12 protein-coding genes are annotated in these 12,812 nt (G+C 50.7%); 2 read left to right on the top strand and 10 right to left on the bottom strand.

All coding sequences use genetic code 11. From position 1 onward, the window contains the following. The first annotated feature begins 19 nt into the window (after positions 1 to 19). Positions 20 to 637, top strand: a complete 618-nt coding sequence (locus M3194_RS19790) for a DUF975 family protein (RefSeq protein WP_251655809.1) — start codon at positions 20 to 22, stop codon at positions 635 to 637. A 77-nt stretch (positions 638 to 714) separates the two neighbouring features. On the opposite strand, the gene M3194_RS19795 is transcribed toward M3194_RS19790, so the two are convergent. The 9 genes from M3194_RS19795 to M3194_RS19835 form a co-directional block, all read right to left on the bottom strand. After that, positions 715 to 1,743 carry an ABC transporter substrate-binding protein gene (locus tag M3194_RS19795; RefSeq protein ID WP_251655810.1) on the bottom strand — a complete coding sequence of 343 codons (1,029 nt, stop codon included), beginning with the start codon at positions 1,741 to 1,743 and terminating at the stop codon, positions 715 to 717. A 98-nt stretch (positions 1,744 to 1,841) separates the two neighbouring features. Continuing rightward, positions 1,842 to 2,678 (bottom strand): helix-turn-helix domain-containing protein, encoded by an 837-nt coding sequence (locus M3194_RS19800; RefSeq protein ID WP_251655811.1) that lies wholly within the window; start codon positions 2,676 to 2,678, stop codon positions 1,842 to 1,844. Between the two features lie 103 nt (positions 2,679 to 2,781). Then, on the bottom strand, positions 2,782 to 3,816 hold the full coding sequence (locus tag M3194_RS19805) for a FecCD family ABC transporter permease (protein WP_251655812.1): 1,035 nt from the start codon (positions 3,814 to 3,816) through the stop codon (positions 2,782 to 2,784). 3 nt (positions 3,817 to 3,819) lie between these two features. Then, positions 3,820 to 4,896 carry a FecCD family ABC transporter permease gene (locus M3194_RS19810; RefSeq protein WP_251655813.1) on the bottom strand — a complete coding sequence of 359 codons (1,077 nt, stop codon included), beginning with the start codon at positions 4,894 to 4,896 and terminating at the stop codon, positions 3,820 to 3,822. Positions 4,897 to 5,054: 158 nt separating this feature from the next. After that, on the bottom strand, positions 5,055 to 6,062 hold the full coding sequence (locus M3194_RS19815; RefSeq protein ID WP_251655814.1) for an iron-hydroxamate ABC transporter substrate-binding protein: 1,008 nt from the start codon (positions 6,060 to 6,062) through the stop codon (positions 5,055 to 5,057). Positions 6,063 to 6,271: 209 nt separating this feature from the next. Further along, entirely contained in the window at positions 6,272 to 7,270 is a 999-nt protein-coding gene (locus tag M3194_RS19820) for a glycoside hydrolase family 43 protein (RefSeq protein ID WP_251655815.1), read from the bottom strand. 30 nt (positions 7,271 to 7,300) lie between these two features. Then, positions 7,301 to 8,143 (bottom strand): carbohydrate ABC transporter permease, encoded by an 843-nt coding sequence (locus M3194_RS19825; RefSeq protein WP_251655816.1) that lies wholly within the window; start codon positions 8,141 to 8,143, stop codon positions 7,301 to 7,303. 2 nt (positions 8,144 to 8,145) lie between these two features. Beyond that, entirely contained in the window at positions 8,146 to 9,030 is an 885-nt protein-coding gene (locus tag M3194_RS19830; RefSeq protein WP_251655817.1) for a carbohydrate ABC transporter permease, read from the bottom strand. Positions 9,031 to 9,142: 112 nt separating this feature from the next. Continuing rightward, entirely contained in the window at positions 9,143 to 10,420 is a 1,278-nt protein-coding gene (locus tag M3194_RS19835) for an ABC transporter substrate-binding protein (RefSeq protein WP_251655818.1), read from the bottom strand. Between the two features lie 149 nt (positions 10,421 to 10,569). On the opposite strand from M3194_RS19835, the gene M3194_RS19840 reads away from it, so the two are divergent. Next, entirely contained in the window at positions 10,570 to 11,634 is a 1,065-nt protein-coding gene (locus M3194_RS19840) for a GntR family transcriptional regulator (RefSeq protein WP_251655819.1), read from the top strand. A gap of 293 nt (positions 11,635 to 11,927) precedes the next feature. Here M3194_RS19840 and M3194_RS19845 read toward each other — a convergent pair whose 3' ends face one another. Beyond that, on the bottom strand, positions 11,928 to 12,758 hold the full coding sequence (locus tag M3194_RS19845) for a sugar phosphate isomerase/epimerase family protein (RefSeq protein WP_251655820.1): 831 nt from the start codon (positions 12,756 to 12,758) through the stop codon (positions 11,928 to 11,930). Positions 12,759 to 12,812 lie beyond the last annotated feature (54 nt).

Here is a 12,812-nt window from a genome sequence, read left to right on the forward strand (position 1 = left end):
GGAGAGTGTATTCACGATCATGAACGCAACGTATTCCGAACTTCGAGCAAGAGCAAGGCACAGTCTGGAGGGCAATTGGGGCAAATCGATCCTGGCCCTCATCGTATACGGCATTGTTGCCGGTCTCATCGGTTTGCTAAACTTCATTCCTGTACTCGGCTATATTATACAAATACTTACGGGCGGAGCTTTTGCACTCGGCTTAATTATTTTCTTTGTTGGCATTGCGCGGAAAGAGGGTCCGCAAATTAGTGAAGTATTCAGCGGTTTTTCTCATTTTATTAAAGCTTTTTGTGTCTATTTCCTTATGACCCTCTTCACCGTTTTGTGGACGCTGTTGTTCATTATTCCCGGAATCATTGCGTACCTTCGTTATTCACAGGCTTATTACATTCTGCAGGATAATCCGGATATCGGAGCGCTAGAAGCGATTCGTCAAAGCAAACAATTAATGAAAGGCCGGAAGTGGAAACTATTTGTGCTTAATCTGACGTTTATCGGCTGGATGTTCCTTGCATTACTTACTTTGGGCATAGGGTTCCTATGGCTCTACCCTTATATCCTTGTTACGCAAGCTCATTTCTACGATGAGATTACGGGCAGAACAACACCTCCGCCGCATCCGACGTCCTTTTAACGAAACGCTCGCATGAAAATAGGGCAGTCGCAAAACCAAGAGGTTTTTGCGGCTGCCCTATTCTTTTTCCCCATCTATTACTTCTGAAGTGCCTCAAGAACGGCTTTAACCCCGTAGCTGCTGCCGATAGGACCGTAGCCCAGCGCCAGCTCACCGTTGATGCTGTACACATGGTTGTTTGCGACGGCCTTCAGCTTCTTCCATACCTCGCTGTCTTCCCACTGATCGGTAGCAGCAGGAAGCGTCTTGTCACTGTAGTTGAAGTAACCGAGGAACAGATAATCCGGATCCAAGGCGCTAAGTCCTTCCAGACTAATCTTCTCCCCGTCCGCCATCGCGTCGGAAGCCGGGGCAGTAAGACCCATGCCTTCATAATATTGCTTCGTATAATGGGTACCCTGCAGCCATACTTCGTTCTCGCGAACTTGTACGAAAGCAACATTGCCGTCCAGATTAGCCAGCTTCTCCTTCGCTGCAGCCAATTCCGACTTGTAGTTGGATACATATTGCTCGGCAACGTCCTCTTGACCCAGAATCTCGCCAAACTTCGTTACGAGCGTAGGCCAGTCCGACCATACATCCGTCTGCTGCTCATCGACCATAACCGTAGGCGCGATCTTCGTGAGATCGGCTGCAATATCCTTATTAATCGCATTACCGGCAATGATCAGATCCGGTGCATAAGCCAGCAGCTTCTCCATATTCACTTGCGTGTTCTCGCCAACAATTTGAATATCCTTGATTTTATCTACATAAGGCTTGTATTCATCCGAATGCAGCACGGACTGCTTCTCGGTGAACGGCAGCGCCAGACCTACGGAATCGAGGTTAAACAACAACAGGGAATCGGCGTAACCCCAGTGTACAACCGCAATCTTTTTCGGCTGCTCCTTAATCGTTACTTCGCCGTTCGCGTCTTTGATCGTGCGCGGGAACTTGGCCGCCTCCGGCGTGACCGATGCTTCAGGCGTACTGGCTGCTTCGCTAGTCTGCCCGGCATTATTCCCCTTATGAATAGTGTTACTGCCGTTATTGCCTCCGCAGGCGCTCAGCAGCAGCATAAGGCTTAGTGCCGTTAATAGAATTGGAAACCATTTCGCTTTCATGATTCATTCCCTCTCCAAAATCTTATTAATAACAATTATCATTATCAGTTAAATCCTATCATCTCCCCTTGCGAAAGCAAATAGAGAAATTCCCGTTTCTATGATGGACGATTTCGCTTGTGGTGAAGGCCAAAAAATCCCGGCGACGATCCTTTATGCTTCTTAAACAACCTGCTGAAGTAATACGCATCCTGATAGCCCACGCTTCTTGCGACGGCGGCCACCGTGAACTGTCCCGTCATCAGCAGCTCGTAAGCTCTGTTAATCCGGTATTGGATCAGATAATCGATGGGACCGATGCCGGTATAACGCTGGAACAAGGAAGAAAAATATTTAGGCTTCAGCCCAAACCGCTCTGCCAGCTGATACAACGTAATCGGCTCGTCAAAATGATCATGAATGTAGGCCGTTGCCTCTTCAATCAGCGAATAGCTCGCTTTATTCTGCTGGGTCCGTTCGGATTGCAGCACTCTGCTAATCAGCTGGTAGAACAACGCCTTCTTCTCCAGCAGCAGCATCGCATCCGGCGACGAGGAAGCCTTCAGAAGTCTCTCAAGCAGCTGCAGCAGCTCCGGGCTTTGCGGAGTATGGAGCATGCTCACCTCGATGAGCGGCCGGGCATCCTCGGTCCCCGTGCGCACAGGCACATAATGAATAAGCCCGTACTCGAACCCCTGATCGCTAGTATGGATTTCCAGCCGTTTCTGCATTCCGCCAAGCAATATTTTCCCCGGCTCCAGCAAGAAACGCTCCGTTTCGTTATATATGAATTCCGCTTGGCCTCGCAGGCTGATTAAAACCGCGCATTTCGTTGTCGGGCGGTCTACATGACCATCATAGATGACGCCTGCCTCCAGCTCCGTCCGATATACCCCGTACACCTCTACAGGCAGCTTTACGAATGCCTGCGCCAATTCTTCATGAAGATAAGCCAAACCGTCACGCTCCTTTGCCTTTTACCTTATATCTACTCTAGACTCTACGGAAAAGCCGGTCAGCCCTCGGCAGAGGTCTAACCGGCTTTCGAATATCTGCTTCTTATCCTTTTGTACGGAACATCAAGTAGAGGAAGTATGGAGCGCCTATTACGGCAACAACAATACCAGTCGGTATTTCGGCCGGCTGCAGAATCCATCTGCCAAGCGTATCCGCTACGAGCACAAGCAGCCCGCCGGCAAGCGCCGTCGCCGGGAGCAGCGTCTGATAACGCTGACCGACCAGTCTTCTTGCCAGATGAGGAGCGATCAGCCCGACGAAGCCAATACTTCCGCTCACCGCCACGCAGGAGCTTGCCAGACCAACGGCAGCGGCAAGGAGCCAAATCTGCTGTTTGGCGACCGCTGCTCCAAGCCCCGTTGCGAGCGGCGCACCAAGGTTAAGGATATTAATCGTTTGTGACTTGAAATAAACAAAGGGCAATAAAATCACGATAAACGGCAGCAGCGCACCTACGTAATTCCAGTCCTTGCTCCAAATGCTTCCTGCTAGCCAAGTGGATACGAATTGGTATTGCTCTGGATTAATCCGCAAGGAGACAAGGATCGTTACCGCCGAGAAGCCTGAGCTGATCGCTACGCCGTTAAGAATTAATCGGTTGGACGACAGTCCTTTATGCTTGCGGTACGAGATGACAAAGACGAGCAAGGCCGCAATACCGCCTCCCGCCCATGCGAGAATCGGAAGCAAATAGACAGGTGCTGAAGCAGGGGTCTTATAAAAGGCAACATACAGCAGGATCACCATGCCTGCGCCGGAGTTAATCCCGATAATGCCGGGATCCGCCAGCGCGTTACGCGTCAGAGCCTGGAGAACGGCACCGGATACCGCAAGCCCCATCCCGATCAGAATGGAAATAATGATGCGGGGCAGCCGGAAATCAAACAGAACCAGATGCTGCTGATCCGTTCCCTGGCCTAACAGCGTCTGAAGCACATCCAGAGGGGACATCCGTATAACCCCAGTGTTCATGCTGATAAGAAAAGCAACAATAATACCAATAAACATGATGGAGATGACCATCGCGCCGCGGCGCCTTCTTCGCATTTCTGCGGGGGAAATTGCAGTTGCTTTCATGGCTTACAGCTCCCTCCTTTCCTTGTTGGCAAGGTACAGGAAGAATGGTACGCCAATTAGCGCGATCATGGTGCCAATCGGTGTCTCGTATGGAGGACGTATCGTTCTGGCCGCCAAATCCGCAAGCACCACAAGCAGAGCGCCAAGTACAGCCGAGGTCGGAATAATCCATTTGTAATCTACGCCAACAAGCTTACGGGCGAAATGCGGAACAAGCAGGCCGATAAAGGATACCGCCCCTGCCACCGATACAGCCGAGCCAGCCAGCATAATAACGATGATGACGCCCGCCAGCTTCACGGGTCCGGTCCGAAGTCCAAGACCTTTCGATACTTCCTCGCCAAGGCTCAGCATCGTAATGGAACGGGATAGAAACATTGCTCCTGCGAGCGCTGCTAACACCCATGGGAATATGATTTCCAGCTGCTCCCAGCGGATGCCGGCTACGCCTCCCGCATACCAGAAGGCCAGCTCTTGACCGATCCGGAAGTACAAGGCGATCCCTTCGCTTAATGCCGTTAACAAAGCAGACAAGGTTACCCCCGCCAGCACCATCCGCATCGGCGTCAAACCGCCCCGGACGGATGCGCCTAAAGCGACAACGACAATCGTGCTGACTGCAGCACCCAGGAAAGAGATCATAATAATGTAAGAATAAGAAAGACCGGGGGCAAAAGCGAAGCATAAAGCAAGCGCAAAGCCTGCACCGGAATTTAGGCCAAGCAGTCCCGAATCGGCAAGCGGATTACGCGTCATGCCCTGCATAATCGCTCCAGCAACGGCAAACGCGCTGCCTACCAGCATGCATCCAAGCACTCTCGGCAGGCGCAGCTCCTGAATAACCTGATGCTCCTTCAAGTCCGGATTGAAATGGAAGACCGCCTCCCATACCGTCAGGAATTTGATATCCATCGCGCCAAAGGAGACGGACAACCCGACTCCGATCAGCAGCGCAATAAGACCGCCGAGAATAATTAAGATTGCTGTCAGAGGCCGGGAATACAGCCGCTCCACCTCCGAGCCTGATGAGGCAGGTTCGGATTCCAATTGAGAGTTATGTAGCCTAGAGTTATGAGCCATATCGTCTTATCTCCGCTTCAAGTGAATTAACCAGAGTGAAACGGCTTTCGCCGGCCTTGCATGGCGGAACGCGTTTCATTCCGGTGAATTCTAAGTCTTTATAACCTCTTAGAATTGGAAAAAAGGGAGCAGCAGCTCCCTCTATTCCCTACTACTCATTATTTCACAAAGTCTTTCAATACATTATCAATCATTTGGGAGCTTGCTACAGGACCGTAGTATAACCAGCTGGTCGTAGCTTCATATTCGTGAACATGGCCGTTCTTTACAGCGGGAATGGATTGCCAGATCGGATCCTTCAGCGCTTCGGAGCCAGTCGCTTTATCGCTGTTGATTAGAATCAGATGATCAGCGTCCAGGTCAGCAAGCTTCTCAAGGGAGATTTCATTCCAGCTGACCATACCGGCAGCGGAAATCTCTTTCACGACATTAGGAACTTTCAGACCGAGGTCATTATAGAGAACCGCGCCGCTCGAAAGCTTGTCGCTAACCACATAGAATTTGTTTGCTACAAGCCAGAGTGCCGCCACCGATTGATCAGGAATAGCCGCTTGAAGCTTCGTTTTCGCCTCTGCTGCTTTCGCCTCATAGTCGTCAAGCACCTTCTGAGCTTGATCTTTCTTCTGCAGAACCTCACCGATTTTCAGCAGGGCCTTGCGCCAGTCGCTGTTCACTTCGTCGCCAAGGACGAAGGTTGGAGCAATTTTCGAATACTGCTCATATTTGCCGCCTTCAACCGTGCTGTTCGAACCAAGGATCAGCAAATCCGGAGCGAAGCTTGTTACGGCTTCGAAAGGTAGATCATAAGCGATTGTCGGGATATCCTTCAATTCGGTTTGCAGGTAATCCTGAATGCCGTTTGGAACGCTCCATTGGGCAACAGGCTTCACGCCAAGTGCAACCAGATAGTCTTCCAGGTAGGAAGCGATGATTTTTTGCGGATTAGCGGGAACGGTAACTTCGTTGCCAAGGCCGTCAGTCAGCTTTTGCTCCGTTGGTGCCGCTGCAGTTTCAGTCGCCTCCGGCGATGGCGACGCGCTTTCGGTTGCCGCCGAGTTATTCATGCCTTCGTTATTTTCTTTGTTCCCTCCGCATGCCGCTAGGACAAGCGAAAGAACCATTACACTCATAAGTACTACAATCCGTTTTTTGCTCTTACCAAACACAATTACGTCCCCCTATTAAGCTAATAGCTGTATTCTCGATAATTGACTAAAGTGATGATAACAATTCTCATTATCAAAGTCAATCCTTAATTATAGGAAGGTGCTTATCCCTTGTCCGCAGTATAACCGACGCTCATCGAACAATAAAAAGGACGGCTCGAGAGCAATCTCGATTCCGTCCTTTTCTCCAATATAAGCGGGTCCAAGATCTACAAAACCGCGTCGTCCTCATGACGAGGCTTTAATGCCGCAACGGATGCCCTGAAATCAGGTCTGCCGTCTTCGGTCCACTTCAGCTCCGTCACAAAGGTATGACGGTTCGGGTCGTACAATGGATCTCCTTCAATCTCTTTGTAGGTTCTGGCATGGAAGACAAACAACGCGGTTGTACCGTCCTCTGCTACCGTAAAGTTATTATGGCCGGGTCCATACAGCCCAAGAGCCTCATCGGTTGTCAACACCGGTATCGGTGATTTGTCCCATGATGCCGCATCAAGCAAATCCGCATCGGCGGATGCTTCCAGAATGCCCATGCAATAGTTGAAGTCCGTGGCGCTTGCGGAATAGGACAGGAAGACGCGGTCTCCTTTGCGGATAAAGGCTGCCCCCTCATTCACCTTAAAGCCGATTCTTTCCCAGTCCAGATCCGGGACGGAAATCATCGTTTGCTTGCCGGCGAGCGTCCACGGGCTGCTCATCTTCGAAATGTACAGGTTGGAGTTCCCTTCAATCTCTGGATCCTTCTGCGCCCAGACGTAATAACGTTCGCCGTTGTGCTCGAAGGTTGTCGCGTCGAGCGAGAAGCTTTCCCAGGCTGTGCGGACCTGCCCCTTCTCCTCCCACTCGCCTTCAAGCGGATCAGCGCTGCCGCATTCCAGAACGAACATCCGGTGGTCGAACAAGCCTTCATTCGTATCCGACGTATGCGCCGCGGCGAAATAGACATACCATTTGCCATCGATAAAATGCAGCTCCGGCGCCCAAATATTCGCGCTTAACAGCCCTGTCTCATGCTTTCTCCAAACAACGGCCGGCACGGCCTCCGCCAGTCCCTGAATCGTATCTGCCTTGCGAATCTCGATCCGGTCGTATTCCGGGACGGAAGCAACAAAGTAATAGCAGCCATCCGTATGCCTATAAATGAAAGGATCTGCTCGCTGTTCGATTAGTGGTTTAACTCCGTTCATTTCCGATTGATGGACTCCCATCCTGTCACCTGCTTCTATTCGTATTTGTCATTAGCCTTTAACGCCACCCACGGTTAAGCCGGAGACGAAATAGCGCTGGAAGAAAATAAAGACGATCATAATCGGTACGATCGCCAGCACGGAGCCGGCAATAAGAATATCGTAGTTGTTGCCGTAAGGCGTCACTAGACTGGACAAGCCGATTGGCAGGGTCAGCTTCTCGCCCGAATTCAGGACGATAAGCGGCCACACGAAGCTGTTCCAGCTGGCAAGCGCCTGCACGATAATCATCGCGCCAAACGCGGGTGTCATAAGCGGCACAAAGATTTTGAAGAAAATGCCGTATTCCGAGCAGCCGTCGATTCTTCCCGCATCCATGAAGTCCTTCGGCAGTCCAGCCGCGTATTGGCGGAAGAAGAAGATCGGCAGCGGGGATACGACAAACGGCAGGATCACGCCGCTGAACGTATTGATCAGGTTCATCGCTATCATCTGCTTGTACAGCGGCAGCATGATGATCTCTACCGGTACCATCATGACCAGAAGGACAAACAGAAAGATGATATTGCGGCCTCTGAAACGGTACATCGCCAGCCCATAACCAACCATGGAGGAGAGCAGCATACAGAAGACGGTATAAATGACGGTTACGATTAAGCTGTTTTTATACCAGATCAGGTATTTCTCCGCCCCGCTCGAGAAGATAAAGGAATAGTTATGGAAAGACAACAACTCCGGCTGCAGGCGAATGTTAAGACCGAAGCGAAGCAATTCCTTTGACGGCTTAAACGAAGCCAGCAGCAAGCTATAGAAAGGAAAGACCGACAAGGCCGCAAATAGAACGAATAAGGCAAACAAAAGCCAGGTTTGAGGACGATTCCATTTGGCGCTCATGTTCAATCCTCCTTCTTAAACAAGCCGAATAGACGAAGCTGTACGACATTAAGAACCATAGTGAGCAACAGCAGGATCATCCCGATGGCCGAACCAAGCCCAAGCTCGTTCTTCTCAATCCCGCTGCGGTATAGCAATCCGATCATGGTGAGGCCAATGTCGTTTGGCGAATGGTTGCCGCTCCACAGAATGAAGCTCTCCGTAAACATCGAGTACCCGCCGTAAATGCTGATCGTAATGACGTAGATCGAAATCGGTTTGAGCAGCGGCAGCGTAATACGCCAGAATTTGTTCCAGGTATTCGCCCCGTCGATGCTTGCCGATTCGTAGAGCTCGCTTGGAATAGACTGCAAGGCCGACATAAAGTAGATGATGTTAATGCCCAAATAACGCCAGGTCGCCAAGATCACCAGTACGAGCATGCCAGATGCGCTGCTGCCAAGCCAGTTCATGGTCTCGAGGCCAAAGGCATGGCGGAACGTATTCATGACGGAATTATCCAGCGAGCCAAACACGAGCCGAAACACAATGCCCGCTACAACAACTGAAGTCAAAGCCGGCAGGAACAGGGTCGAACGGAAGAACGCGCTCCACTTCATAAGCTTGGAGTTAAGGAATACGGCAAGCACGAGAGGCAGAGGAATGAGGACCAGAATGGTCCAGAACGTGTATCTCGAGCTGTTCCAAAGCGCGGTATAAAAGGAATCGTCCCAGAGATTCCTGTAGTTGTCTAAGCCAATGAAATGGGTCTGGCCCGGCAGTACTTCCTGAAAGCTCATAATGAAGGTCGATATAACCGGATAGACGAAAAAGATCGCTAACGAAAGCACAAACGGCAGCACAAACACATAAGGGGCGACTCGCTGATTGTATAGAAGCTTTTTCATTTGCGCGCTCACTCGCTCCTTCCTGATCAGGATTACTTCGCTGAAGGACCAAGCATTCGGCCCTCCAGCGAAGCGGTTAAACTAGTTTTTTCGCTAGACTATTGGTTCGCTTCTACTTGATGCTTGCTGCCGCATCATCCAATACTTGCTTCGGATCCTTCAGATCGTTCAGCGCCTGGAACATTGTCTTTGTCTTGATCACGTCGGATACGGCAGGCGTTTTCTCTTTAATATTGGTAGGTGCGATTTCGTCCTTCAGGCTGCTGAGGAACGTAAAGATATCTTTGCCGAAGTAGTCGGTATATTTGTTCGACTCGTTCATAGCCGGATCCGTCCACGCATCCGTACGGATCGGGTCAAAGCCAAGCTGTTTCCAGATCTCGATATTGCCTTCTTTGGATACTTTCGCGAACTCGAGGAACTTCTTCACGAGCTCCTGGTTTTTGGATTGGTTCGTAATAACCGTACCTGTACCGCCCATACCGGAAGAACGCATTTCGCCTTGTTTGAATACCGGCATTGGCTTAATGATGATTTTGCCTTTCAGGTCAGGCATGTAGTCCGTGAAACGTCCCATGTACCACATTGGCATCCAGATGGAAGCGGCGCCGCCGCCGTTCATAAAGCCGTAGTACTCTTCGGAGTGGTGGAAGCCGCCTGGAGCTACAACGGCCACTTTTTCTTTTACGAGCTTTTGCAGATAAGTCAGAACATCCACATTCGCTTGATCGTTAAGCGTTACATTGCCGTCTTTATCAAGGAGGTCCGAGCCGTGCTGTACAACCAGCGGCCAAAATGACCATTGGTCGGTTGTTTCAACGGTAGCCATCGGCTTGCCTGTTTTCTCAAGCACTTGCTTGCCCGCTGCTTCGTAATCATCCCAAGTGATGATTTTGTCAGCGTCAACGCCGGCTTGGTCGAGAATTTCTTTATTGTAGTAAATCACTTCCGCGCCTACGTGGTAGTCGATGCCGTAGTATTGGCCGTCCTTCGCATAGTTGTCGAGACGGGACATAACCAGATTGTCTTTGTTTGGTTCTACGATATCATTGAGCGGAACGAGCTGCGGCTCGCCTTTGAGGAAGTTGCCGATTTTGCTGATCTCGATGTCGGCCATGTCCGGCGCGCCTTTGCCCGATTGCAGCGCAACCTGCAGCTTGTTGTGGTTATCGTCGTAAGGGAATGTGGTAGCTACCAGCTTAATTTTCTGATCCGGATTCGCTTCATTCCACTTGTCTGCCATACTCTCGAAAAATTGCTGATGAAGCTCGTTAAAGGTCCAGAAGACGACCTTTGTGGATTTGCCCGAAGAATTGCCGGAGCTGCACGCGGATAAGACCAACATGAGTGCCAATGCCAAGGCTGCCGTTAACGTAATCCCTTTTTTCATTTGACGTTTCCCCCTCACATATTGGTTAAGCATTTTGTTACCTGAACCATTGTAAGCGCTTCACAATCAGATTATAATAGGCATAAAATATTATTTATATAACCAATTGGTTATAAAAACATATTTATTTATTGAGAGTAGGTGCCTTCATGAAAAAGACAGCTCTGTACAAGCAAATCCAGCTTGAGATTAAGGAAAGGATTGCTTCCGGGCAGCTCCGGCCGCTCGACCGCATCCCTTCCGAGCAGGAACTAATGGACGAATTCAAAGTGAGCAAGATCACCGTCAAGAACGCGTTGACCGAGTTAGCCGATGAAGGTCTCGTCACGCGCATTCAAGGCAAAGGAACGTTTGTCGCAGCCGATTTGAAGCCTGTGAAAGTGAAGGCGCCTGCTCCGGAGCCAGAGTCCGACAAGATCCCTCTTATTGGCTTCATTATCCCTACGATGAAAACAACCGTCATTCAAAAGCTCGTCGATTATATAGAGTTTTATTTGAAGGAAGTCGGCCTCCAGATGATTCTGAGCATTACCCGCGAGCATGCCGCGGAGGAATCAAGGGCGATCAGCACCTTGGTTGATTTGGGGGTTCAGGGGCTTATCGTCTTTCCCACGGAGGATGAAAAATACAACGAGTCTCTCCTCCGACTGTCTCTCGATAAGTTTCCTTTTGTCTTTATTGACCGCTTCCTGCGCAATATCGAGACGTATACCATTACCTCGGATAACGATGGCGGCGCCTACCGGACGGTGACGCATTTGTTATCCAAGGGGCATCGGCAGATCGCGCTAATCTCGCCGGAGAATGCCAACACCGCTATTGAGGACCGCACGACCGGCTTGGAGAAAGCCTATATCGATCAGGGGGAGTCCATTGATAAAAGCCTCTGGTGCCATATGCCGCTGGATGTGCTGCGCAGTGAACGCGCGCTCGGCTACATTACGGACTTCCTGCGAGCTCGTCCGAACATTACGGCCGCCTTTACGCTGACCGAGGAAATTGCCGGCCTCACCTGGCAGGCGCTCCAACTGCTGGAGCGACGCAAGGAGGTCGAGCTCTTCTCCTTCGACAATCCGGATATTCCGAATGTTCCCTACGTCCAGCAGGACGAGCAGGAGCTCGCCCGCTCCGCGGTTATGCTGCTGCAGGACCAAATCAAGCACACCTACGCCCCGCAGCATATTGTTGTGCCTGTGCAGCTGGTGTTTCCTTGAGGATGCGAGCGCAAACTTGCCGGTTTGGGGCGAGGATTATGGCGTTTGCGAGTAGCTTAACGATCTCTGGCATCGTTTAGGTACTGGGAGAGTTACTTTTTCGTGGGCTTAACGATGCGGTGCGTCGTTAAGATGAGAGGGATCGTTTGCTAGATTTGAGGAAAGCAGCTTGATTGTGAGTATGAAGAGTTACCGCGGTGGACTGTCTGCAACAACCGCCCAAAGTAAAAGGTAACGAATAAAAAAAGGCTCTCCCTGCAGGTCTGCGGGGAGAGCCTTTTTGCATAACTCTGTTAAATATTCGCGAACGCTTTATCAAACCCGGCTTTCGAGCGCTGAAGCGCCTCTTCGACCGAGATCGGAGCGCCGCCAGGGGTCAGGATCTCCTGAGCGACCGAACCTTTGTAGCCGATGCGCTTCAGGCTGCCAAGGAAGCCCGGCAGATCGATGACGCCTTCGCCCGGATACAAGCGGTCGTTGTCCAGCACCTGCTCGATCGGAATATTCTTCGCATCATTAATATGAACATGGACAATTTGCTCCGGAGACAACTTATCCAGGTCTTCCGTTCCAAGTCCATTCGTATACCAGTGGTAAGCATCCAGCAGAAGACCAACGTTTGACGTACCGATCGCATCGGCGAAGGCAAGCGTATCTTCCATCGTATAAATAAACGGATATTTCCATGCCGTGCGCAAATGATGCGGACCTACAAACTCAAGCCCAAGCCTAACGCCATAAGCGTTCAGCACATTAGCGCATTCTCTCAAGCGGAGGACCGCCTTAATGGTGAAAGCTCCAGGGGACAAGTCCGTCGCCGGTAAAATATACGTGCAGCTTGCCGTGCAATTCAGCTGTGCTGCGGCTTTTGCCTGCTCTTCCAGCTGAGGAAGGCCGTCCCGGAACGCTGCGTCCGTGCCGCGCCATTCTACCGGGAAGCCACAAGAGCCGATTGCCATGTTATTCACTGCAAGCAGCTCGCGTGCGCCGTCTACGCCATATGTATGAATCAGATTCGCTGCATCCAAATCTACCGACTGAAATCCATACTTTGCCGCCTGCTCAATAAATGCTTTATCATCACCGATATCTCCAAGTCCAGCCCTCGTTAACCCTTTCAGCATCTGATCAGCTCCATCCGATTGTGAATACGTTTCAACTTCATTATACAAGAGCTA

It is taken from the genome of Paenibacillus glycanilyticus, from assembly GCF_023715145.1.
Lineage (GTDB): Bacteria > Bacillota > Bacilli > Paenibacillales > Paenibacillaceae > Pristimantibacillus > Pristimantibacillus glycanilyticus_A.